At 46.4% G+C, this 22,713-nt stretch carries 20 protein-coding genes; 12 read left to right on the top strand and 8 right to left on the bottom strand.

Annotation, left to right across the window (positions count from 1 at the left end):
* Positions 1 to 110: 110 nt before the first annotated feature.
* Complete coding sequence (nusA, locus tag AC4BAP_RS10955; protein WP_490582692.1) at positions 111 to 1,364, bottom strand: transcription termination factor NusA; 1,254 nt, start codon at positions 1,362 to 1,364, stop codon at positions 111 to 113.
* Positions 1,365 to 1,371: 7 nt separating this feature from the next.
* Positions 1,372 to 1,845 (bottom strand): ribosome maturation factor RimP, encoded by a 474-nt coding sequence (gene rimP, locus AC4BAP_RS10960; RefSeq protein ID WP_490582693.1) that lies wholly within the window; start codon positions 1,843 to 1,845, stop codon positions 1,372 to 1,374.
* Between the two features lie 324 nt (positions 1,846 to 2,169).
* On the opposite strand from rimP, the gene AC4BAP_RS10965 reads away from it, so the two are divergent.
* The 3 genes from AC4BAP_RS10965 (at position 2,170) to AC4BAP_RS10975 (ending at position 5,896) form a co-directional block, all read left to right on the top strand.
* Positions 2,170 to 3,294: an endonuclease/exonuclease/phosphatase family protein gene (locus AC4BAP_RS10965; RefSeq protein WP_490582694.1), complete on the top strand. Its 1,125-nt coding sequence runs from the start codon at positions 2,170 to 2,172 to the stop codon at positions 3,292 to 3,294.
* 111 nt (positions 3,295 to 3,405) lie between these two features.
* Positions 3,406 to 4,899: a cysteine--tRNA ligase gene (cysS, locus tag AC4BAP_RS10970; RefSeq protein ID WP_490582695.1), complete on the top strand. Its 1,494-nt coding sequence runs from the start codon at positions 3,406 to 3,408 to the stop codon at positions 4,897 to 4,899.
* Complete coding sequence (locus tag AC4BAP_RS10975) at positions 4,889 to 5,896, top strand: M28 family peptidase (RefSeq protein WP_490582696.1); 1,008 nt, start codon at positions 4,889 to 4,891, stop codon at positions 5,894 to 5,896. The genes cysS and AC4BAP_RS10975 overlap by 11 nt, the downstream gene beginning before the upstream one ends.
* Before the next feature lie 400 nt (positions 5,897 to 6,296).
* Here AC4BAP_RS10975 and AC4BAP_RS10980 read toward each other — a convergent pair whose 3' ends face one another.
* Positions 6,297 to 6,959, bottom strand: coding sequence for a DUF4136 domain-containing protein (locus AC4BAP_RS10980; protein WP_490582697.1), 663 nt, complete (start codon positions 6,957 to 6,959; stop codon positions 6,297 to 6,299).
* A gap of 432 nt (positions 6,960 to 7,391) precedes the next feature.
* Here AC4BAP_RS10980 and AC4BAP_RS10985 point away from each other — a divergent pair, with 432 nt between their 5' ends.
* From AC4BAP_RS10985 to AC4BAP_RS11000, 4 genes are all read left to right on the top strand, one after another.
* On the top strand, positions 7,392 to 8,450 hold the full coding sequence (locus AC4BAP_RS10985) for a class I fructose-bisphosphate aldolase (RefSeq protein ID WP_490582698.1): 1,059 nt from the start codon (positions 7,392 to 7,394) through the stop codon (positions 8,448 to 8,450).
* Between the two features lie 160 nt (positions 8,451 to 8,610).
* A complete protein-coding gene (gene accD / locus AC4BAP_RS10990; protein ID WP_490582916.1) occupies positions 8,611 to 9,510 on the top strand; it encodes an acetyl-CoA carboxylase, carboxyltransferase subunit beta in 900 nt (299 codons plus the stop codon).
* A gap of 252 nt (positions 9,511 to 9,762) precedes the next feature.
* Positions 9,763 to 10,521 carry a YiaD family glycine zipper/OmpA-like lipoprotein gene (locus AC4BAP_RS10995; protein ID WP_490582699.1) on the top strand — a complete coding sequence of 253 codons (759 nt, stop codon included), beginning with the start codon at positions 9,763 to 9,765 and terminating at the stop codon, positions 10,519 to 10,521.
* Between the two features lie 325 nt (positions 10,522 to 10,846).
* Entirely contained in the window at positions 10,847 to 11,527 is a 681-nt protein-coding gene (locus AC4BAP_RS11000) for a YiaD family glycine zipper/OmpA-like lipoprotein (RefSeq protein WP_490582700.1), read from the top strand.
* Positions 11,528 to 11,667: 140 nt separating this feature from the next.
* Here AC4BAP_RS11000 and AC4BAP_RS11005 read toward each other — a convergent pair whose 3' ends face one another.
* Positions 11,668 to 12,339 (bottom strand): DUF2238 domain-containing protein, encoded by a 672-nt coding sequence (locus AC4BAP_RS11005; RefSeq protein WP_490582701.1) that lies wholly within the window; start codon positions 12,337 to 12,339, stop codon positions 11,668 to 11,670.
* Positions 12,340 to 12,434: 95 nt separating this feature from the next.
* The gene (locus AC4BAP_RS11010) at positions 12,435 to 13,124 is read right to left on the bottom strand and encodes an MBL fold metallo-hydrolase (RefSeq protein ID WP_490582702.1); all 690 of its coding nucleotides are present in this window, start codon (positions 13,122 to 13,124) and stop codon (positions 12,435 to 12,437) included.
* A gap of 175 nt (positions 13,125 to 13,299) precedes the next feature.
* Here AC4BAP_RS11010 and AC4BAP_RS11015 point away from each other — a divergent pair, with 175 nt between their 5' ends.
* Positions 13,300 to 14,007: an endonuclease III domain-containing protein gene (locus tag AC4BAP_RS11015; RefSeq protein WP_490582703.1), complete on the top strand. Its 708-nt coding sequence runs from the start codon at positions 13,300 to 13,302 to the stop codon at positions 14,005 to 14,007.
* 214 nt (positions 14,008 to 14,221) lie between these two features.
* Here AC4BAP_RS11015 and AC4BAP_RS11020 read toward each other — a convergent pair whose 3' ends face one another.
* Positions 14,222 to 15,577 (bottom strand): S41 family peptidase, encoded by a 1,356-nt coding sequence (locus AC4BAP_RS11020; protein ID WP_490582704.1) that lies wholly within the window; start codon positions 15,575 to 15,577, stop codon positions 14,222 to 14,224.
* Between the two features lie 340 nt (positions 15,578 to 15,917).
* Positions 15,918 to 16,811 carry a S66 peptidase family protein gene (locus AC4BAP_RS11025; protein ID WP_490582705.1) on the bottom strand — a complete coding sequence of 298 codons (894 nt, stop codon included), beginning with the start codon at positions 16,809 to 16,811 and terminating at the stop codon, positions 15,918 to 15,920.
* Between the two features lie 193 nt (positions 16,812 to 17,004).
* On the opposite strand from AC4BAP_RS11025, the gene AC4BAP_RS11030 reads away from it, so the two are divergent.
* From AC4BAP_RS11030 to AC4BAP_RS11040, 3 genes are all read left to right on the top strand, one after another.
* Positions 17,005 to 18,531: an AbgT family transporter gene (locus AC4BAP_RS11030; protein WP_490582706.1), complete on the top strand. Its 1,527-nt coding sequence runs from the start codon at positions 17,005 to 17,007 to the stop codon at positions 18,529 to 18,531.
* A gap of 201 nt (positions 18,532 to 18,732) precedes the next feature.
* Positions 18,733 to 19,848, top strand: coding sequence for a sensor histidine kinase (locus AC4BAP_RS11035; protein ID WP_490582707.1), 1,116 nt, complete (start codon positions 18,733 to 18,735; stop codon positions 19,846 to 19,848).
* A gap of 5 nt (positions 19,849 to 19,853) precedes the next feature.
* The gene (locus tag AC4BAP_RS11040) at positions 19,854 to 20,573 is read left to right on the top strand and encodes a LytR/AlgR family response regulator transcription factor (RefSeq protein ID WP_490582708.1); all 720 of its coding nucleotides are present in this window, start codon (positions 19,854 to 19,856) and stop codon (positions 20,571 to 20,573) included.
* A gap of 280 nt (positions 20,574 to 20,853) precedes the next feature.
* Here the strand turns inward: AC4BAP_RS11040 and AC4BAP_RS11045 are convergent, their stop codons facing one another.
* Positions 20,854 to 21,285 (bottom strand): RidA family protein, encoded by a 432-nt coding sequence (locus AC4BAP_RS11045; RefSeq protein ID WP_490582709.1) that lies wholly within the window; start codon positions 21,283 to 21,285, stop codon positions 20,854 to 20,856.
* Between the two features lie 290 nt (positions 21,286 to 21,575).
* On the opposite strand from AC4BAP_RS11045, the gene AC4BAP_RS11050 reads away from it, so the two are divergent.
* On the top strand, positions 21,576 to 22,559 hold the full coding sequence (locus AC4BAP_RS11050; protein ID WP_490582710.1) for a radical SAM protein: 984 nt from the start codon (positions 21,576 to 21,578) through the stop codon (positions 22,557 to 22,559).
* The last annotated feature ends 154 nt before the right edge of the window (positions 22,560 to 22,713 follow it).

Genomic DNA, 22,713 nt, shown 5'->3' on the forward strand with positions numbered 1-22,713 from the left:
TGCTGTCTTAAAATTCTAATGTTAAAGTATAGTTGCCTCAATGGTTAAGGTGTCATTCCGCTCCGTACGAAAGTCTTTTCAAAATTATACGAACAGAGCGCAACTAACAACTATTGATTGTCTTCTTCTTCCAACTCTTCGCGAAGGATAGAAAGCACTTCGTCAATTGTCTCTTCCTCCAGCTCTGTACGGCGCAGCAGATCTTCTTTGCTTATTGCCAGTACGCTCTTTGCTGTGTCAAGACCTATGCGGCGTAGTTCTGCAATTACCCAGTCCTCGATCTCGTCAGTGAACTCTTCCAGGCTGATGTCTTCTTCGTATACTTCAGACTCACGGAACACGTCGATCTCCATATCCACCAGCTTGCTGGCAAGCTTGATGTTCTGACCGCCCTTGCCGATGGCAAGCGATACCTGGTCTGGCTTCAGGAACACAGACACACGGCCGGTTTCCTCGTCAATCTTCATGCTGCTGATCTTAGCCGGGCTAAGCGCACGCTGAATGTACAGTTCCAGGTTATCTGTGTAATTTATAACGTCAATGTTTTCGTTCTCCAGCTCGCGTACGATGCTGTGGATACGAGAACCTTTCATACCAACGCAAGCACCAACCGGGTCAATACGATCGTCGAAAGACTCTACGGCTACTTTGGCACGCTCGCCTGGCTCACGCACAATTTTCTTGATAGCGATCAGGCCATCGAATATTTCCGGTACCTCGTTCTCGAACAAACGCTCCAGGAAAGTAGGAGAAGTACGGGAAAGTATGATTTTAGGGTTGCCGTTCACGATCTCCACACGCTGCACAACAGCACGCACCACATCACCTTTACGGTAGCGGTCTTTCGGGATCTGCTCACCTTTCGGTATCAACAGTTCGTTCTCTTCCTGGTCAAGTAACAATACCTCACGGTTCCAAACCTGGTATACTTCACCGGAGATGATCTCACCAACCTGATCTTTATACTTCTGGAACAGCAGTTCCTTTTCCATGTCTTTGATACGCTGGATCAGCGTCTGGCGTGCTGTAAGTACGGCTCTGCGACCAAAGTCTTCCAGTTGGATCTCTTCCGATACTTCCTCGCCAACCTCAAAGTCAGGCTCTATTTTGCGTGCCTCAGAAAGGCTTATCTTGTCGTGGTCCCAGATGTCCTCCGAGTTATCGTCCACGATCTCGCGGTTACGCCAAATCTCCAGGTCACCCTTCTCCACGTTTAGAATGATGTCAAAGTTCTCGTCGGTGCCCCACTTTTTGCGGATCATGGTGCGGAATACGTCTTCAAGTATACGCATCATGGTCGGACGGTCAATGTTCTTGAATTTCGCAAATTCAGCGAACGACTCGATCAGGACTGAACTGTTCATTATCTTTTTATTTAAATGATATTACAACATTTGCTTTTACCATGTCCCCATAGGGTATTTGCACAGGCACATACGTAGCCTTTTTGCCTTTTTGTTTTATTTCCTCCATCAGGTTTATACCTGCTTCAGTAACCTCTTCCAGTTTGCCTGTTTTCTCGGTGCCGTCCTGCATCTTCACTTTAAGGTTGCGGCCCACATTGCGCTTAAACTGCTGTGGCTGCGTTAAAGGGAAATCTACGCCAGGCGAGCTTACCTCCAGCACATAGGCCATGTCCTCGCCAAAGGCTTCGGCTATTTTGGCATTTATGCGGCGGCTGATGATGGCACACTGGTCTATGGTTATTCCCTGCTCACCGTCGGCCAGCACTGTGATCTTTGGGCGAACCGCCGCATCAGACACAGCAACATCTACGATAAAAAGATCGTTTTCGGGGAGGCTTTCCTCCGCCATAGCTTTTATGGTTTGCGCAGTAAGTGCCATAGTTAGTGGTTAAGAAATAAAGAAGGGGACTGCTTTTGTCCCCTCATCTCCTTGGAAATATCGCCACAAATTTACTACAAAAACATTATATATACAACATTGTGTAGGGAGTTAAGCCTTTAATTAATTTGTGCATTCTGTTCCCGTAGAACCCGCAGGGTAACCCTGGCCGCATGTTGGCCATCGAAAAATAACAAAACAGCCTTGCTTATAGTTCGCCGCCACCTTTGTGCGTGTGTGCCGTGGTGTTGCCCCGCATATTTTTAAATTTAATTCTGCAGCTTTGAATGGGATAGATAGAGGCATTATTTGTATGTTTGCTTTATGGCGGCAAGTTTTAGAACAATACGTAGGCGCGTGTGGTTTCTCCTGAACACACTGGTTGTGCTCTGGATACTGCTTGGCGTGCTTTGCCTTCAGGTGTCGCCAGACGATTTCTGGCCAGCTGCCTTTATCGCTTTTTCGCTGCCGGCGCCGCTGGTGCTGAACTTCCTGTTTCTGGTTTACTGGCTTTTGCGCCGCTCATGGTTGCTGGTGCTGCCGCTCATGGTGTTTATACTTGGCTGGAACTACTACGCCCGACTGATGGCTGTTAATTTTGATGAAGAGGTAGCGGAAGGGGCTAAAACATTGCAGGTGCTCAGCTTTAACACGCACGTCTTTAATGCCTACGCTGACCAGGATGGGAGTGAGATGGAAGCCTCTACGGACATGATCGACTGGGTGGCGCAACATCCCGCCGACATCATCTGCCTGCAGGAGTTCTACAGCAACCGCGGGTCTAATACCTATAACACCATCAGCAAAATAGGCAACCGTTACGACAGGTACAGGTTCTTTTCTGTGTCGTACGTGGACCGCAATAAAGCCGACATTGGTATAATTATCTTCTCTAAGTACCCGATCGTGAATAAGGGCGTAATACGCTTTGGCGAGTCGAACCATAACCGCGGTATTTGGGCAGATGTGAATGTAAAAGGCGATACGATAAGGGTTTACACGGCGCACCTGCAGTCGATGAGCATCAAGTCGCAGGACATAGAGAACACGTATTCCGCTATTGGCAACGAAGAAAGCTTTAAAAAGGAGGGACGCAACCTGGCCCGCCGTTTAAAGCGTGGCTTTATTGCCCGTGGCAACCAGGTAGATTTATTACTGGAGCATATTAAAGAGTCGCCTTACCCGGTGATCGTGTGCGGAGATTTTAACGACATACCCTTTAGCTATACTTATAACCAGATGGCCAAGGAACTGAAAAACGCTTTTGTGCAGGCAGGCTCCGGGGTAGGGGCAACGTACAACGGGCCACTACCATTTCTGCGCATCGACAATCAGTTCTATAGCGATGCCCTGCACGCTTACGAGTTTGAAACGCACTATGACATGGGGCTTTCAGACCACTTTCCTATATCGGCAAAGTATGTGCTGCAGCCTACCGCAGAAGAGTAGCGTTAGGAGAAAGGGCGCAATATTTATAGTTTTGAACCACCAAACAGCCAAAGTATAAAGGCAATATAAAAGTACGGCAGCCTCTTAAAGGCCTATACTTTAGATAGAACCATGCAACAGAAACTGAGTTTATACAATACGCTTACGCGCAAAAAAGAAGAGTTTGAGCCATTGCACGCCCCTTTTGTAGGGATGTACCTGTGCGGGCCGACTGTGTACGGAGAACCACACCTGGGCCATGCCCGCAGCGCCGTTACCTTTGATGTGCTTTACCGCTACCTGAAGTACCTGGGCTATAAGGTTCGGTTTGTGCGCAACATTACGGATGTGGGCCACCTGCAGAACGATGCCGATGAAGGGGAGGATAAAATTGAGAAGATAGCGAAGGCGCAGAAACTGGAGCCGATGGAAGTGGTGCAGCACTACACTAATGTATACCACCGCGACCTGGAAAAACTGAACACTCTGCCGCCTGATATTGAGCCGCGTGCCTCAGGGCATATTATTGAGCAGATAGAGATGATCAAGGAGATACTGGCTAATGGCTTTGCTTATGAAGTGAATGGCTCGGTATACTTTGATGTGCAGTCTTACAGCAAGAACCACAACTACGGAAAGCTTTCCGGCAGGATTATTGAAGACCTGATGGCTAATACCCGTGAACTGGAAGGGCAGGAAGAAAAGCGTTCGCCGCTGGACTTCGCACTTTGGAAAAAAGCGTCTCCTTCGCATATCATGCGCTGGCCATCGCCGTGGAGCGACGGTTTTCCGGGTTGGCACCTGGAGTGCTCTGCCATGAGCCGCAAGTACCTGGGTACTACATTTGATATTCATGGCGGTGGCCTTGACCTGATGTTCCCGCACCACGAGTGCGAGATTGCACAGAGCCAGGCAAGTAACAACCACACCGATGCTGCCAAGTACTGGATCCATAACAACATGATCACGGTAAACGGGCAGAAGATGGGTAAGTCGCTGGGCAACTTTATTAACCTTAGCGAACTTTTCAGCGGCAACCACGAGATGCTGGAAGAGAAGTACTCGCCCATGACGATCCGCTTCTTTATACTTCAGGCGCATTACCGTAGCACCCTTGATTTTAGCAACGAGGCGTTGCAGGCGGCGCGTAAAGGTTATACCAAATTGATGAACGGCCTGAACGTGCTGAAGAAACTGGAGTACCCAACTAACGCGGAAATTACTCCTGAATCAAAGCTGAATGAAGAGCTGCGAAAGCTAGCAGAGGACTGCTACCGTGGGTTGAGCGATGACATGAACACTGCCCGTACCATTGCCTCACTGTTCAACCTGCTTAAAAAGATCAACAGTTTATACTTAGGGCAGATCAATATTGCGCAGCTTGAGAGAGGTACCTTCGATACCATCCGCAATACCTATCAGCAACTGGTGCTGGATGTGCTGGGACTGAAAGAGGAACAGGCCGGCGACATGGACGAGATGCTGCAGTTGGTGCTGGGCTTTTACAAAGAGGCGAAAGAAAGCAAAGCCTACGATAAAGTAGATGCTATACGTGCCGAGCTGAAAAAGCAGGGTATCGTGATAAAAGACATGAAAACCGGAATAGACTGGGCTTATGAAGAATAAGATTATTGCACTTACTTTTTTAATTGCAGGGGCAATGAATTTATACAGCTGCGATTCTGCTGAGAAAGGTGGTGCCAAGCAAGCTGTTAAAACAGAAGAGGCCCCGGTGGTTAACGCCCCGGAGTTCAATGCCGATTCGGCTTACAAGTATATTGCAAAGCAGGTGGCCTTTGGCCCGCGTGTGCCCAACACACCGGCGCATTATGCTACTGGCGAATGGATCATCCAGAAACTGAAAGCGTATGGGGCAAAGGTTGAGGTGCAGGAGTTCCAGATGCGTGCCTTCGATGGCAAGATGCTGAACCTGCGCAATATCATAGCTTCCTATAACCCGGACGCAGCCAACCGTGTGCTGCTTGCTGCGCACTGGGATACCCGCCCCTTTGCCGACAAAGACGCAAATGACCCTAAAAAGCCAATTGATGGGGCCAATGACGGCGCCAGCGGTGTAGGCGTTCTGTTGGAGATTGCCAGAACCATCCATACTTCGCAGCAGAAGCCTGAGATTGGCGTAGACTTAATCTTCTTCGACGGAGAGGATTACGGACAGCCGGACGACAGCGAGTTTGCCTATCAGGACGATACCTGGTGCCTGGGCTCGCAGTACTGGAGCAAGAACAAACATAACCCAAGTTACCGCGCCAACTATGGTATTTTGCTGGATATGGTGGGTGCAGAAGGTGCTAAGTTTGCCAGAGAAGGCACATCCATGCAGTATGCTAAAGAGATCGTGGACAAAGTATGGAAAGCCGGAAATAGCTTGGGCTACTCAGATTACTTTAAGTATGTGAATGCTCCTGCCATTACCGACGACCACTCCTATGTTAACGCCTGGGGCAATATTCGCATGATCGATATCATCGAGTATAACATGAACAACCCCGACGACTACTTCGGCCCATACCACCACCGCCACACGGATAACATGGATGTGATTAGCAAAAATACGCTAAAAGCAGTTGGGCAGACGGTGTTGCATGTGTTGTATAATGAGTAGTAAAGTATAAATTGAAAGCAAAACAGCCAGTACTTCAGATTTGAAGAGCTGGCTGTTTTGCTTTGTAGCAGTTCTAGTTGCCGGTATTCTTCAGTCCTACCTACCTATCGTTCCATTGTTTGTTGTGGTGCGCTCAGGGCGGGGAAGGGGTGTGTTAACACCTTCGCAGGGACAGGTCTCGACTCGATGCCGTCAATCTAAGCCAATAGCTCTTACGGATTATAGATTCCAAAGAGCAAATGCTTTACATATTTCTTAAATTCACGGTATTGGGTGGATACCTCTCTAAACTCTTTAATTCTCTACCATTTTAGACGCTCGCAGGAGCTGCGCACGCTGCGAGGTCAAAAAGCTCCCTCTCCTGTTTTTAGGAGAGGGCTGGGGTGAGGTAAATCAATTCTTACCTAATCAACCCATCCTGCGCTAATCTGCCAACGGTGATCTCGGCTAGCTTTTCGGAGGCGTTTCGTAAACTGGCAGGGCTATAAGACCTGGATTGTGCAGACCAAACCAGGTTTTCAGTATCCTCGTCGTACAGGTTGGTTTCCAGGAAGTATATTTTCTCTTCGGTGTAATAACCCGGGTCGTAAAGGGTAGGGTACCAGTAAGTATAATATCCTCTGAAACGTCCGTACCAGCCAAAGCGCGTAATAGGGGCATAACCATAGGTGCCGGGCACATAGCGTGTCTCTGTCTTTTCATCAATAAGGGCAATGGTCATAATGCCGTCGTAGTTCTCTGTCTTAAGCTTATCAAGCAGCAGGTCTACGTCCGGGCCTCCTTTACCCGAGGCAGTTGGCGGAAACAAGTCCATGCTTCTGGTTACTTCCACGCCTCGTGCCCTGAACTGAGCCTGCATGTCGTTCTCCACTGTTTCACGGGCCCTGATATTATCGGTAAGTGCTGCAACTACAATTCTGTTGTAGTTTTTGCTGGCAGCGTCAGGGGCTTTCCAGGTGCCGGTTATCCTGGTGGTCGGGGTGCAGGCCCATAAAAGTACAACAAGCGAGAGCGCCACTATTTGAGCCAGATTATGATAAATGCTTTTGTGCGATGTTTTCATATAGGTAGCAGATTATGAAATGGTTATATGAAGATATAACGCATGGGAGAGTGAAATAGATGTACAAACCCTGCCCGTGGCACGCGCAATTGCGTGTAAAGCAGGCTGGCGATTTTTGTTTCAGGCAAAAAATCGCTAAGTTGATATGCTAGACTTTACCTTTTATACTTTGTGAGCGAAGAGTGCAGGTAGTCTGGCTTTAGCTGTTGTATGTGCGTCGGTTTTGGTTGGCAGGGCCGGCGCTCTTTACACACAACCTTTTAGAGAGGTATAAGTATGTTCTGTGGAATCTGAGGGCGTGAATACAGCCACAATGAGCTCGCATCAGGTACATTTATACTTGTATCTCTCAAGTATTGATAGAATTAAATAGAAGAATTATATATTTGTATCACCAATTCAAAGTGTCTCTTACACAAATTAAAAAGACAAATGACTTACGATAACATCGTTTCTTTACTTGGTTCTGAAGCAGAAAGCCTGCTGCAGTATGAAAGCAAAACAATCTCTAAAGAGCAGCTGCATGCCCCAGGCCCGGACTTCGTAGAGCGCATCTTCGCTCAGTCTAACCGCAGCCCTCAGGTGTTGCGCAGCTTGCAGCAGTTATTTGACCATGGCCGTTTAGGTGGCACTGGTTACCTTTCTATCCTTCCGGTAGACCAGGGCATTGAGCATACTGCCGGTGCATCTTTCGCGCCTAACCCTATTTACTTCGATCCAGAGAACATTATTAAGCTTGCTATCGAAGGTGGTTGCAACGCTGTAGCCACTACATTTGGTAACCTGGCCATGATGTCCAGAAAATATGCACACAGAATTCCGTTTGTGGTTAAGATCAACCATAACGAACTGATGACATACCCTAACAAGTATGACCAGATCATGTTCGGCTCTGTGGATGAGGCCTGGAACCTTGGTGCTGCCGCAGTGGGCGCTACTATCTACTTCGGTTCCGAGGAGTCTTCCCGCCAGATCATTGAGGTGGCTGAGGCATTCGAGAGAGCGCACCAGCTGGGTATGGCCACTATCCTGTGGTGCTATACTCGTAACAACGCCTTCAAGAAAGACGGTAAAGACTACCACGTGGCTGCCGACCTTACGGCACAGGCAAACCACCTGGGTGTAACTATCCAGGCAGACATCATCAAGCAGAAACTTCCTGAGAACAACGGCGGCTTCAAAGCGATCGGCTTCGGTAAGTACCACGAGAAAATGTACTCTGAGCTTTCTTCAGATAACCCGATCGACCTGACGCGTTACCAGGTGGCTAACTGCTACATGGGTCGTGCAGGTCTTATCAACTCTGGCGGTGAGTCTAAGGGCGAGTCGGATCTGGCGGATGCAGTACGCACAGCGGTAATTAACAAGCGTGCCGGTGGTATGGGCTTGATCTCTGGCCGTAAAGCGTTTCAGAAAGACATGAAAACCGGTGTTGAACTGTTGAACGCCATCCAGGATGTATATCTTGCGAAAGATATTACATTAGCATAATTTGTAGCAGAACTGCTGATTATTACATACTTTTGTGACCTGCTTTCTACAAAACTCCGGATACCGGATTAAGTGAGGGCGGGTCACTTAATTTTTATACACTGCTGTGTGGCAGGCGTATATTTAACTTAAATGTGCTTGAAGCACGCATATTACTATGATGCCTTGGTTTAAGAGAGCTGAAAAAGGAATTATTACTCCTACAGAGCAAAAGAAAGAGACACCGGACGGATTGTGGTACAAATGCCCGAGCTGCAAAACTGTTACCAGCATGGCCGAGCACCGCAAAAACCTTAGTACCTGCGTAAAGTGTGATTACCACGACCGCGTTGGCTCTAAGGAATACTTTGCCATACTTTTTGACAATAACCAGTTTACAGAGCTGGATGAGAACCTGACCTCAGGCGACCCGCTTAACTTCGTAGACTCGAAGCCATACCCTAACCGCATCGCTTCCACGCAGAAAGCTACAGGTCTTAAGGACGCCGTGCGTTCGGCCTATGGCAAAATGAATGGCATCGACATCACCATTGCCTGTATGGACTTTGCCTTTATCGGTGGTTCTATGGGTTCTGTGGTAGGTGAGAAAATTGCCCGCGCCATCGATCATGCCCGTAAAACACGCACTCCATTTATGATGATCTCAAAATCTGGTGGTGCCCGCATGATGGAAGCCGGTTTCTCGCTGATGCAGATGGCGAAGACCTCTGCAAAACTGGCTTTGTTGTCTGAAGAGAAGCTGCCTTACATCTCGATGCTGACAGACCCTACCACTGGTGGTGTTACAGCCTCTTATGCCATGCTTGGCGACTTTAACATATCTGAGCCAGGTGCGCTTATTGGTTTTGCCGGCCCACGAGTAATTAAAGAGACAATTGGTAAAGACCTGCCTAAAGGCTTCCAGAGTGCTGAGTTCGTGCTGGAGCACGGCTTCCTGGACTTTATTGTTGACCGTAAGGAGCTGAAGAACAAGCTGACAGATTTGCTGAGCATGATCATCTCTGAGGGGGCCTCGAGCGATGCCAAGGCAAAAACGACCAAGTCTGTTAAAGTATCTTAGCTAATAAGTATAAAATATAAATAAAAAGCGCCGGCTACCCTAAAGTGCCGGCGCTTTTTGTTTTGATTAAGGCTGTATTGGCTGTAGAAATAAATATTTTTCAGGCACTGACTAAAATAAAAAATTGAATTGTTCGTGTATAGCTAAAAACAGATATACATTTGGCATATGGATTGCAATGGCAATATCAGGTGTACATGTAACATCAAATTTAAAAATCGTAAAACAACTTTTACCAAAACAACAAACAACATGAAACTAGTGAGAATTTCCCTGAGCTCTCTTTTGGCTACGACCATTTTCTTTGCGTCATGCCAAACTAAGACGCCAACGGCAAGCACCGAGACCACTACTACCACTAAAACCGAGCAAACCACAACAGGCACTACTGCCGATGAAAAGAAAGGCATGAATAAGACCACGAAGGGTGGTATTATCGGGGCTGGTTCAGGTGCTGTAATTGGTGGCATTATCGGTAATAAGATGGGTAACACTGCCGCCGGCGCTATTATTGGTGCTGCTGTAGGTGGTGCCACTGGTGCCGTTATCGGTCGCCGCATGGATAAGCAGGCTGAGGAACTGGAGAAAAGTATGGAGAATGCGAAAGTGGAGCGTGTAGGAGAGGCTATCCGTGTTAACTTCGATTCTGGTATACTTTTCAACGTTAACTCCGCGGACCTGAGCGCTGGTGCCAAGAAAGACATTGAAAAACTTGCCACCTCGTTAAAGCAGAACCCAGGCACAAATGTGATCATCGAGGGCCATACAGATAATACCGGCTCTTATGAACTGAACCAGAAGCTTTCTGAGAGACGCGCACAGGCTGTGGCAAATTATGCGAAAAGCCTGGGTGTAGATGGTTCTCGTTTACAGGCAAAAGGATATAGCTACGACCAGCCGATTGCTGATAACAGCACTGCCGAGGGCCGCGCACAGAACCGCCGCGTGGAGATCATCATCGTTGCGAACGAAGAGCTGAAGAAAGCCGCAGAAAAAGGCGATATCAAATAAGCATTTTCTGACTAAGCGATATGTAAGAGCAAAGCCTGCAGGTACCAACCTGCAGGCTTTGTTGCTTTATACTAATTCATACTTGCCTTATACTAAATGATACCTGCTACTGATACCAAAGCACTTAAACTACAATTAATCAGTATCGTTAAAGTATAAAGTATGCACAATGTAATATGTTGGTTACCAATACAAATTGCTCTGTAGTGGTATAGTATGGCAAAGTTTTGCAGACAGGCCCAAAGTATAAAACCAAACATTTTAAAATTATTGGAGTATTAAGCACAGAACCAAAAGTTCAATAAGTAGATAAAACAAAACGACTATGAAAAATTTTAGGATCAATCTCTCTATTATAGCTATTGTAGCAATTTTGATGTCGTCGTGTGCCTCTGGAGAGGGTGGCATGAGCAAGACTGCAAAAGGCGGTATAATTGGTGCCGGTTCTGGTGCCGTGGTTGGCGGTGTAATTGGTAAGGCCGCAGGTAGCACAGCAAAAGGTGCCATTATTGGTGCTGCTGTGGGCGGTACTGCAGGTGCCCTGATCGGCAGAAAGATGGACAAGCAGGCAGAAGAGCTTCGCCGTGACCTGGAAGGCGCACAAGTAGAGCGCGTTGGCGAGGGTATCAAGATCACGTTCGATTCTGGTATACTTTATCCGATAAACTCTGCAGAGCTGCAGCCAGGTGCTAAAACTGAATTGGCGCAGTTGGCCGAAACACTGAAGAAGTACCCGGATACCAACATCCTGATCGAAGGACACACTGATAATACCGGTACTCGTGAAATCAACCAGCCTTTGTCTGAGCGCCGTGCGCAGTCTGTGGCCAGCTACCTTGCTACAATGGGCGTTGACCGTACACGTATGACAACGCAAGGATATGCCGATACACAGCCTGTGGCAGATAATAGCACTGCAGCCGGCCGCGCGCAGAACCGCCGCGTGGAGATCGCCATTTTTGCGAACGAGAAAATGAAGAAAGCAGCCGAGAAAGGCGAGCTATAGAAACTAGTGAATTTGAGATTTTAGTGTTTTGAATAATAGATGATTTCCAGCCGTGCCCCAAGGGTGCGGCTGGTTTTTTTATACTTGAACCTAATGTGATGGGGCGTACTATACTTTATACATGCAGGTTAGGCAACTGTTTACCGGCCACTGGATCGCTTTATCCGAAGTATAAAAGTGAAAAGCATGACCAGAAAAGCACCTCCTAAGGCTAAACCCATATCTTTCTGAGCGTCCCAAATATCACCCTGCATGCCTAAAAAGTCCATGCCGCGTTGCGGGTCTTTAAAAACCAGGTCTGCTACAAGCCACTCCACCAACTCATACACCGCACTCAGCGATAATACCACCTCCATGGGCAGCAGGTAACTGTAAATACGCCTTACTTTAAATCCTCTTAAAAAAACTTCGTGCATAGGGTAGGCCAGCAGCAAGCCGAAACCGAAATGAACCAGGCGGTCATACTGGTTGCGGGGTTGATCAAGCTCTGCCTGCAGCCATTCACCAAAAGGATTGTCGGCGTACTGGTATTGGCTGCCATACATGTGCAGCAGCAAAAACAGGAAGATCAAAGTATAACTCAGGTTGGAGAACCGGAAAATGTTATAGAATGCAATCAGGAAGATGACTAGAGAAAGCGAAAGCGTGTTTTCGAGAGCCCAGTTTTTGAGGTCGGGGGTGGTAAGGCCAGTATAAAGCAGATAGACCACAAAAAGCACACTGTACAATATGTGCAGCGGCTGGCTTAGAAATGCTTTGTTGCCTACAGTTGCTTTTTTGGTAGTTGTGTTCATAGGTAATAGCAGTGCCATCGTTCTGTGGTAATAACCTGAAAAGCGCCGGTATAGTTTGCAGATATGCTATACAGGTCATGAGATATGGCTCAGCGAAACCGCATTATGGGATTTTATGCCATCAGGTCTTTTTCGTAGAATACCAGCCTGATGGGATTGTCCGGTGGGTTCTCGGTAGGGTCGCAGTGGTAGCCAAACATATCGATGCCATTTATGTAAGGCAAGAGTTTTTTATAGTAGGTGTGGCTTGTATTCTCGGAATTAAAGGTGATGTCGTGGAAAACGCAGGTAGGCATGGAGGGCATTTTCTCCAACCTTTCAAAAAGCATGTCTGGTTTGCCCAGATCCCCGGAGTAAACGATCCGGTATTCCTCTTCAAAAATGTAAGCATATGTTTGCATGCCCTCGGAGTGCTGCCCGAAAGTGTCTATGGCTGTAATGCCTTCAAACTGCTCCAGCGGTACAAACTCTGCATACTTGTCCGGGTCCTTTACCTGTATTTTCAGGAATTTATAGAGCTGTTGCCTGAAGCTTTCGGAAGGGTAAAGGATAACAGGCGGTTTGGCCTTCTCGATAACTTGTTTGTATACCAGGAGGTTGGCAAGGCTTCCGCAGTGGTCGTTGTGCAGGTGGGTAAGTATAATGTGGTCTACTTTGGCGATCAGGTTCTTCTTTACCAATGCCGGGAAAACAGTGAAGCCGCAGTCTATCAGCAGGTGTATACCCCTGAAATCGAGTAAAGCCGCTGAGTTCAGGTAGTCTGTGTCGAAAGCGCCGCCTGTGCCTAAAAACTTGATCTGCATACTGTACAATACGTGAAAGCCCTTCAGCCAAAAGGTATAGCGTTAAAACAAATAAATAGTTGTGCGTGCTTCTGTGTTTTTACTTTAAAAAAATGCAGCGTTCTGATCAGGCTAGGGCATAGTTAACAAGCAGCATTTAGACCCGTAAAGAGATAGTTCAAGATGCCTGTTGCCTATGGATGCCCATAAATTACCAGCGTATGACAAAACCCAGCTAACCCACGAGCTGCTGAACCAGGAATACCGACGCCGGGAGTTGGTGCCACGCCGCAGCCACATGCACGAGCTTATCTCTACGATGCTCTCGCACCGCACCACCCATGCCGACGAGGAAAAAGCTTACCATACCATGCTGGAACGTTTTGGCGACTGGGAAGGGGTAATGAATGCTGATGTAAACGATCTGGCAGATGCTATAAAAACAACGCGCTACCCAGAGCAGAAAGCACCGCAAATACAAAAGACCCTGCACATGATAAAGGAAGAACGCGGAGAGCTTAACATTGATTTTTTGGAGGACATGTCCGCAGAGGAGGCCACTGCATGGCTCACGCGCTTGCCAGGCGTAGGTATAAAAACAGCCACATTGGTGCTGCTCTTCAACTTTAAAAAGCCTGTGATGCCCGTTGATACGCACGTGTTCCGGATAAGCCAGCGGGTTGGGTTGATTGGAGCAAAGGCTACAGCCAACAAAGCCCATAGTATACTTTTGGAAATGTTGCCCCAAGACCCGGTAGAGCTTTACAATTTCCATATACATATGCTGCGGCACGGGCAGCGGGTCTGCACCTTTTTTACGCCTAAGTGTGAGCAGTGTGTACTGAATAGCTTTTGCAACTATTACCAGGATGTGCGGCAGAAGGGGATTGATAAAGCGGCGTGAGAATGTATAAATTAAACAATCAAAGCTTAGCAAAGGATGATCTAAGTTTTGTTCTGAAAGTATAAATAAGTGATTTTGAGTCTATTGTTAATTGATGTGTTGTGTATAGACATCAAAGTGGTTTGACTCGAAGAAGTATAAAAAAAGGAGACATAGCGCAAACAAGATGCTATGCCTCCTTTTTTTAACTTAATAATCTTGGTTAATATATTATTCAGAGTTTTTTGCGCTCATACGGATTGCTGGTAGTTCCATTCATTCTTTGAAGACGGAAAGATTGATAGTCAGCGCTAAATTCTAACATTGTTTGTTTATCTAACAAAAAATGCTCTTTATCTAAAGGTTCTAGTTGTTTTTTAAGGTCTCCCTTCCGATGATAATATAGGGCATCCTTATCATGGATTATTTCAACGTCACCGTAATTTCCTGCATAGAGGTTTAAATTATTTGCGGGATTATTTTTTTGACGAAGTTCATGTAAGTGATTTACCCAACTAAGTCTTTTTCTGGTGTTTTCGTCAGTTGTTTGCGATAACAGTTGCTGTAAAATTGTTGAGTAAGCAACATCTAAAGCCTTATCGGAACTGCTTGTAATATCAGGCAAAACTCCAGTGTTTTGCCACCCGCCAGTACCTGTTACAGCATTAATAGACTGCACAAAAGGTATAAACGCTGTAAAACCATTAGGTAAGCTAAAAGGCCTGATGCCATTGCCGCCACCGCCAGTCGTTTCACCAACTATCTTCGCCCTTTTTCTTGCCTGCAAACCATAAGATAGTAGCTCGGCTGAGGAGAAGGTGCTGTTGCTTGTTAGTATATAGATTGGAATAGCTGCAAGTTTGCTATAATCAGCATTTATATTTTTTTCTGAAGTATTTGGGCCTCCTCTCTCAATAGCTTGAAAAGTAGTTTTCGTTGTCCATAATTCGTTCCGAATATTTTGGGCTCTATTATAGCTAATATGAAGTAGTACAGGATCTTGGAAAAAGTACCCAGCTAGTTGTGCAACAGTTCTTGGGTCGCCGCCTATGCATTTACGTAGGTCAATAATTAAAGCATCGCTGTTAGAGAAGAAGTTCATCGCAGCAACTATCAACTGGCCTGTATAATCGGTAGGAACAAACTGATCTAATTCCAACAGACCTACATTACCAGGTAAAATTTCCATTTTATTGAAATAATAATTATAGGCCTCTAGGTGCTTATAACTACCGGGCATCGTCCTGCGCATAGTACCAGAACTTGCATTAGGTGGCATGTAATTAACACCAAAGTGCTTATCATTACTAAGTTTAATAAGCTGATTAGTCAGAAGAGCACTAAGGTCTTGCGGGTTATCAACTTTATCATATTCGCCTTTAGTTAACTGCTGGCGTAATTGTTTAGAGATGTTTGTAGCAATTTTTTCATCTACATAAATGCGCCCGACAGAATCAGCAAGCGCAGTTACTATATCTCTTATTTCTTTTTTGCCAAGAGGCTTGTGCGGTTGAGAGGTCTGACTTGGCTGGCTAAATGCAGTTGTGCAAATCAGATAGGCTGTAAACAATGCAGTGAGTAATTTTTCCATAGTTTTATAGTTTTGTATTGCAAGTATACAAAGAGGAATTAATATGGAAGAAAACTTTAACATACCTTAACATTCAGGCAGTTGTGTGCCCATGCGTTGACTTTATTTTATAAGCGATAAAAATCAGATAGGTAGAAATGGGCTGCTTGTAGGCTCCTTTTTTAAATGGGTGTAATTTCAACTGATGTATGCCTCGTAATCAACCTTCGATAATCTCCATAAAATGCGCCGAAATACGATATTCACCACTTTTGGCAGATAAGGGCATTAGTTATTAACTCAAAGCAATGCAAAGCAACTTTGATGTAAAACAGCTGTAGAAGGTTAAACTTTTAATACCCTAACAATAGACCAACCTTGCCCCAGCCTCATTTACCTCCAGTATCGCCTCTCTACCACATACCAAAGCTAAATTTAGCGGCTCGTGCCCAACCGGGAAGCCGTAGCAGACAGGATAGTTATACTTGCCAGTATGCTCAAGTATAATTTCGTAGGCCGTTTTGCCGAAAGGTATGGCGTTGTCGTGCATGTCACTCATGTCGCCGATGATCAGGCCGGCCAGGTTGGCTAGCTTACCGCTACGGTCCAGGTGCACCATCATGCGGTCAATGTGGTAAAGGTATTCGTCCAGGTCCTCCAGGAAAAGGATCTTGCCATCAGTTTGGATGTCGGAGCGGGTGCCTGTGAGGTTGTGCAGCATAGAGAGGTTGCCACCCACTAATTGGCCAGTGCAGGTACCTGAGCGGTTAAACTCATGCGGGGCAGCGGTGTAGGTAATCTCTTCGCCAAACAGCAACTGGCGCAGGCTCTCTACGGATGGTGCAGCCCCCTCTTTGGCAAATAGCACAGGCATAATGGCGTGTATGGTTTCGATGCCCAGGTTATGGATGTGACTGTGCAAAGTAGTTACATCGCTAAATCCCACCAGCCACTTCGGATGCTTTTTGAAATGGGTAAAATCAACCTGATCGATTATGCGGGTGGTGCCATAGCCACCGCGTGCGCACACAATGGCTTTTATACTTTCATCGTCGAGCATTTGCTGCAGGTCTTGCAGGCGAAGGGCATCATCGCCGGCAAACTGGTTATAGCTGGCTCCTATCGTTTTGCCCAGCACTACTTTTAAACCCCAACTCTCAAAAGCATGAATAGCCGCCTTAAGCTCTGCAGGTTCTATTTTTCGGGCCGTGGAAAGTATGGCGATGCGGTCGCCGGGGCGTAGTGCTGGAATCATATGTAAAAGCATTGTTTTTAAGGCTGGCTAAGTTATGGGTTTTTAGCTAAAATTTGGGAGGATGGCTTTTTTTTGCCAAATTCGAAGGCCTTAAAAAAGCGACGGCAACAATGCAAAGTCTGTTTTGGATTGATGCTTAAACTTTGAGTACAACCCTGTTGTGCCTGGGCTAATCTAACCAACCAACCTATTTATGATTGAAGTAGAAAAGAAAAAATCAGGAGTTGATAAATTCCTGTCGGTGGTGGAGCGCATCGGCAATGCCCTGCCGCACCCTGCCACGCTTTTTGCAGGCTTTGCACTGCTGGTTGTGCTCCTGTCGTGGGTGGCCAGCCAGTTTGATATGGCTGTAGTGCACCCTGGCACCGGCGAAACAGTAACACCGGTTAACTTGCTCTCTACAGAGGGCCTGCACATGATCCTGACCAAAATGGTTACCAACTTCACTGGTTTTGCGCCACTGGGTACGGTACTGGTTTCTTTGCTGGGTATCGGCATTGCCGAAGGTACTGGCCTGATCGGGGCGGTATTACGTTTAGTGGTGTTATCCTCTCCTAAACGCTTGCTTACGTTTGTGATCGTATTTGCCGGCGTACTTTCCAACACGGCCTCTGAGGTTGGTTATGTATTGTTGGTGCCATTGGCTGCGGTAATTTTCCTGGCGGCTGGCCGTCATCCGTTGGCTGGTCTGGCTGCTGCCTTTGCCGGTGTATCGGGTGGTTATAGCGCCAACCTGTTGCTTGGTACTGTAGATCCGCTTTTGGCCGGACTTTCTACAGAGGCCGCCAAGATCATCGATCCGGCTTACGCTGTAAACCCTGCTGCCAACTATTACTTTATGTTTGTGTCTACGTTCGTGATCGCGGCGCTTGGTACCTGGGTTACCGAGAAAGTGGTTATACCTCGCCTGGGTGAGTATGAAGGCGATGAGAAGCCGCAAAGTATAGACAGGCTAAATTCGCAGGAAAAGCGCGGGTTGCTTTATGCTACCATTGCCATACTTCTGATGGTGGCCTTTATACTTGGCGGCTTGCTTCCGGAAAACGGTTACCTGCGCGACCCTGAAACAGGGGAGATCCTACACTCGCCGTTTATGTCGGGTATTGTGGCCTTTATCTTCTTGTTGGCCGGTATTGCGGGTATCGCCTACGGTGTGGGTGCCAGAACCATCAAAAACGACAGCGACGTAATGCGCGGCATGGCCAAGTCAATGGAAACGCTGGGCTCATACATCGTACTGGTGTTCTTTGCGGCGCAGTTCGTAGCTTACTTCAACTGGACAAACCTGGGACTTATACTTGCCATTAACGGTGCCGATGCCCTTAAAACAATGGGCTTAAGCGGTATACCTTTGATGATCATGTTCATACTTGTGGCAGCTACCATTAATATGGTTATGGGCTCGGCTTCTGCCAAATGGGCCATCATGGCGCCGGTGTTCATCCCGATGTTCATGCTGTTGGGTTACACGCCGGAGTTTACGCAGGTGGCTTACCGTATCGGCGATAGTGTTACCAACATTATTTCACCGATGATGTCATACTTCGCCCTGATTGTAGCCTTTATCCAGCGTTATGACAAGAAGGCTGGTATCGGAACAGTAATCTCCACCATGCTGCCATACTCTGTGGCATTCTTAATTGGCTGGATACTGTTGTTCATCGTCTGGATTCTGGCAGACTTGCCAATTGGACCTGGAGCAAATTTATACATGCCTTAAGTATAAGTTAACTGATAGAAATCGCCTGAGCAGCAATGTTCAGGCGATTTTGTTTTAGATCAGGATTTGCAGAATTAAAAGATAGACAGGATTACCTTCAAAGCCTGACATAATTAAGGTTTCTCTTGCCGGTTGAGGTGTAGTTGAGCATTATGTGATAGACATAAAAGTACAGTGCATCTGCACGTTGGTACACAAAGTATGGCTGTTGGTCAAGAAGTATGGTTAATGATGGTAAAACCTTTTAACTTTAGTATAAAACATCCCCCGATTGCCATGAAAAGGCTACAAAAAGAAGTATGGTTACACGTATTAGTCTGGCTTATCGGCTATGTGCTGTTTGTGAGTCCGTTTGTTAACGTAACCATGTACAAGTTCAACGGGCAGGACGGCTCCATTATACTGCCTGCTTTTGTATGGATGTGCTTTAACGTAGTGCTTTTTTACTACAATGCATTGCTGCTGCTGCCAAAGTATAAACTGTACCGCAACCTGAAGCTTTTTATTGGCCAGGTGTTACTGCTGTATGCCGGCGTTACCGCCCTTGAAGTATTGTTTGATGGCCTTCTGGTAGCCTACCTTTGGCCAGAGGAGTATACTGTTCGCAGCGGCATGTCGATAGTGCCTAACCTGGTGATGAACCTGTTGGTGCTGCTGCTGTCTTTCTCCTACAGTTTTTTAAAAGACTGGATAGCGCACGAACGCCGGGAAAGGCAACTGGTACAGGAAAAGCTGGAAGCCGAACTGAAATTCCTGAAGGCGCAGATAAACCCTCATTTCCTTTTTAATACCTTAAATAACCTGTTCTCGATGGCGCGCCGCGAAAAGGCTCATAGCACTGCTGCATGCGTGGCAAAACTGGCCCACCTGATGCGCTATACGTTACACGATAGCAACCTGCCACTGGTGGAACTGGAGAAAGATGTTAAGCACATGGAAGATTACATTGCCCTGCAACAAATGCGACTGCCCGAAAAAGGGGTAGAGATAAGTCTCGAGAAAAAAGGCAACTGGGAGACAGTACAAGTGCCGCCTATGCTGCTGATAACTTTGGTAGAGAATGCATTTAAGCATGGTATCAGCTATCAGCATCCTTCGTTTATACATATGGAGTTGGATGTGCAGGGGCAAGACCTGGTATTTAATGTGCGCAACAGCCTGCACCGCCGCGAAAGCAAACTTGAAGAGGATGCCTCAGGCATTGGGTTGGAGAACATGCGCCGGCGCCTGGCCTTGCTTTATCCTAATCGCCACGAATTGCTTACCCAGGAAACCGAACATGATTTTCTTACACAATTGCACATCCACCTAAATTAACAACTATGATACGCTGCGTGGTAGTAGACGATGAGCCAATGGCTATAGAAGTGCTGGAAGACTATATCAAAATGACGCCTAATTTGCTGCTGCAGCGCTCTTTCAGTAATAGTTTAGAAGCGTTGGCGTTCCTGCAGACAAATGATACAGACCTGTTGTTTTTAGATATTAACATGCCTGACCTTTCAGGTATACAACTGCTGAAAACCCTGCGGCAACCTCCTTTGGTCGTGTTTACAACGGCATATTCAGAGTATGCTGTTAAAAGTTATGAATTTGATGCCATTGACTATTTACTCAAGCCTATTGAGTTCGACAGATTTCTTAAATCCATAAACAAAGCACTGGAGCAGCTTAGCCTGCGCACCAAACCAACACACACCGAAGATCGTGAGGAAGAGGCAGCAGTAAAAGATTATATTTTTGTCAAAAGCGGGTATCAACTGGTTAAGATCAAGTTAGATTCCATACTTTATGTAGAGGCCGACAAGAACTACGTAACTTTTATAACCACTGATAAGAAGGTGCTCGCGCTAATGTCTTTGAATGAGGCGTTGCGATTACTGCCTGCCGATGCCTTTTACCGTTTACACAAGTCCTACATTGTGGCCCTGAGACATATTGATGCTGTGGAGCGGCAGCATGTAACGCTGAACAAGCAACAGATTCCTATTGGTAAAACCTATGCAACAGACTTTTTCAAGTTGTTGGATCAAGGGTTTTAGTGTTGTAGCTTTTCAATTTGCTGTTAACAACAAAGGCCATACCCGGAGGTACGGCCTTTGAAATAAGAGGGCTCTTACTTATATCTCACCTTAAACAAGAATACCCATTGCATACTTAGATGCAATACAAAAGTAATGGTTTAATCCGGGTTTAAAACTTTTTTATACAAAGTGCTGATATTGCTATACAACCGCCGATAAAAACCGGACGAACACCCTGTGTTATTCTGTTGTTAACAGGCCTCTGGTGACAAATAAAGTTGCTTTAAACTATTTAAAGCTATACTTCATCGTAAGTCGCGGCGTTTTCGTTAATAAGTTTTTCGTTATCCGAAAGTATGGCCGTCGCTTCAATTTCCACGAGCAGGTCCGGGTTAATAAGTGCGCTTACTTCAACCATGGTTGCGGTGGGTTTTATAGCACGAAAGACCTCGCCATGCGCCCGGCCAACTTCTTCCCATTGACTGATGTCGGTAACGAAAATACGGGTGCGCACTACATCGTTTAGGGTTGCGCCGGCTTCTGCGAGAGCCTTCTCAATCTTGTGCATGGTATACTTTGTCTGTTCGTAGGCGCTGCCTTTACCTATAATTTCGTTGCCCTCGGTAGCGGTGGTGCCGGCAACTTCAATAATGTTTCCAATCCGAACAGCACGGCTGTAGCCCACAATGTCTTCCCAGACCGCACCAGAGGAAATGTTCTTTCTTTTCATAGATTTTAGGAGATTAAAGAGTTTACAAAGTTTAAGAGTTTTGGAGTTAGAAAGTTAAAGAGTTATAAGGTTGAAAGAGTATAAAGTTAGAAAGTTTTGAGTCAGTTCTAGATCGGCTTGGTGGTCAATAACAAACAACACGAATGATTAGAAGTATAAATTTATTTGTTTTATCACTCCTAATATTTTTAAGCATGATCAGCGATACTTCACAGCTTATACTTTACTCATATTTCCAATTCTCAGATCAAAACTCGTAATTCGTAATTCATAATTCATAATTCCCCAAAATGCGCCTGCGAACGAAGCCTGTACTTTGCAACTATTACGTTACCTACCGGTGTAACGCAAAGTGCTCGTTCTGCGACATCTGGGAAAAGCCTTCGCCATACATTACCCTGGAAGATGTGCACCAAAACCTGCTGGACATGAAACGGCTGGGCGTGCAGGTGATAGACTTTACTGGCGGCGAACCGTTACTGCACCGTGAGATAGACCAGATGCTGGCAATGGCACATAGCATGGGTTTTATCACTACGCTAACCACCAACGGACTACTGTACCCGAAACTGGCAGAGCGGCTTAGGGGCAAAGTGGATATGCTGCACTTCTCCCTCGATTCGGCTGATAAAACAGCGCATGACACGGGCCGTGGGGTTGCCTGCTACGATTTTGTGATGGAATCTATTGAGGTGGCAAAGAGGTTAGGCGAACGTCCGGATATACTTTTCACGGTATTCAAGCACAATCTGGATCAACTGGAGGAGGTGTATCAGAAGATCATACTTCCGAACAAACTTGTGCTTATCATTAACCCTGCTTTTGAGTACAACCAGGTAGAAACAGGAGACCAACTGACGGAGCAGGAACTGGATTATCTGGCGGCTTTTGGGAGGCGCAGGCAAGTATACTTAAACGAAGGCTTTATACAGCTGCGTCGTGATGGTGGCAATCATGTAAACGATCCGGTATGTAAAGCAGCCAGTACAACCCTGGTTATCTCCCCTGAAAATGACCTGGTGCTTCCCTGCTATCACCTCGGTGCCAAAAGCTTTCCGATAAATGGAGATCTGCATAACTTATACTTGAGCCAGGAAGTGGAAACGCTGAAACAGCAGGAGGGAAGGCTGCCGGCATGCGAAGGCTGCACGATTAACTGCTACATGCAACCGAGCTTTGCCGTAGAGCTTAACAAATACTTCTGGAAAGCCCTGCCAAGTACTCTAAAGTATAACTACCTGAAAGGGACTTGGAAGCGGTTGGTTCGTTTTTAGTTATTCGTTGCTCGTTATTGGTTGTTCGTTTTTTGATTATAACTAGTTTACTGAAGTCTCCTTCAGTAGAAGTATAAACTTTAAGGGCAAATAGATTAGTGCGCTTCATAAAAAGTATAACCTTCTATCTTTACAACCTCGAATAACTAACAAC

The sequence above is a fragment of the Pontibacter sp. GD7 genome (genome assembly GCF_058216375.1).

Coding starts and splice junctions, on each gene's coding strand:
- nusA (WP_490582692.1), bottom strand. CDS start 1,364: ATGAACAGTTCAGTCCTGATCGAGTCGTTCGCTGAATTTGCGAAATTC.
- rimP (WP_490582693.1), bottom strand. CDS start 1,845: ATGGCACTTACTGCGCAAACCATAAAAGCTATGGCGGAGGAAAGCCTC.
- AC4BAP_RS10965 (WP_490582694.1), top strand. CDS start 2,170: ATGGCGGCAAGTTTTAGAACAATACGTAGGCGCGTGTGGTTTCTCCTG.
- cysS (WP_490582695.1), top strand. CDS start 3,406: ATGCAACAGAAACTGAGTTTATACAATACGCTTACGCGCAAAAAAGAA.
- AC4BAP_RS10975 (WP_490582696.1), top strand. CDS start 4,889: ATGAAGAATAAGATTATTGCACTTACTTTTTTAATTGCAGGGGCAATG.
- AC4BAP_RS10980 (WP_490582697.1), bottom strand. CDS start 6,959: ATGAAAACATCGCACAAAAGCATTTATCATAATCTGGCTCAAATAGTG.
- AC4BAP_RS10985 (WP_490582698.1), top strand. CDS start 7,392: ATGACTTACGATAACATCGTTTCTTTACTTGGTTCTGAAGCAGAAAGC.
- accD (WP_490582916.1), top strand. CDS start 8,611: ATGCCTTGGTTTAAGAGAGCTGAAAAAGGAATTATTACTCCTACAGAG.
- AC4BAP_RS10995 (WP_490582699.1), top strand. CDS start 9,763: ATGAAACTAGTGAGAATTTCCCTGAGCTCTCTTTTGGCTACGACCATT.
- AC4BAP_RS11000 (WP_490582700.1), top strand. CDS start 10,847: ATGAAAAATTTTAGGATCAATCTCTCTATTATAGCTATTGTAGCAATT.
- AC4BAP_RS11005 (WP_490582701.1), bottom strand. CDS start 12,339: ATGGCACTGCTATTACCTATGAACACAACTACCAAAAAAGCAACTGTA.
- AC4BAP_RS11010 (WP_490582702.1), bottom strand. CDS start 13,124: ATGCAGATCAAGTTTTTAGGCACAGGCGGCGCTTTCGACACAGACTAC.
- AC4BAP_RS11015 (WP_490582703.1), top strand. CDS start 13,300: ATGGATGCCCATAAATTACCAGCGTATGACAAAACCCAGCTAACCCAC.
- AC4BAP_RS11020 (WP_490582704.1), bottom strand. CDS start 15,577: ATGGAAAAATTACTCACTGCATTGTTTACAGCCTATCTGATTTGCACA.
- AC4BAP_RS11025 (WP_490582705.1), bottom strand. CDS start 16,811: ATGATTCCAGCACTACGCCCCGGCGACCGCATCGCCATACTTTCCACG.
- AC4BAP_RS11030 (WP_490582706.1), top strand. CDS start 17,005: ATGATTGAAGTAGAAAAGAAAAAATCAGGAGTTGATAAATTCCTGTCG.
- AC4BAP_RS11035 (WP_490582707.1), top strand. CDS start 18,733: ATGGCTGTTGGTCAAGAAGTATGGTTAATGATGGTAAAACCTTTTAAC.
- AC4BAP_RS11040 (WP_490582708.1), top strand. CDS start 19,854: ATGATACGCTGCGTGGTAGTAGACGATGAGCCAATGGCTATAGAAGTG.
- AC4BAP_RS11045 (WP_490582709.1), bottom strand. CDS start 21,285: ATGAAAAGAAAGAACATTTCCTCTGGTGCGGTCTGGGAAGACATTGTG.
- AC4BAP_RS11050 (WP_490582710.1), top strand. CDS start 21,576: ATGCGCCTGCGAACGAAGCCTGTACTTTGCAACTATTACGTTACCTAC.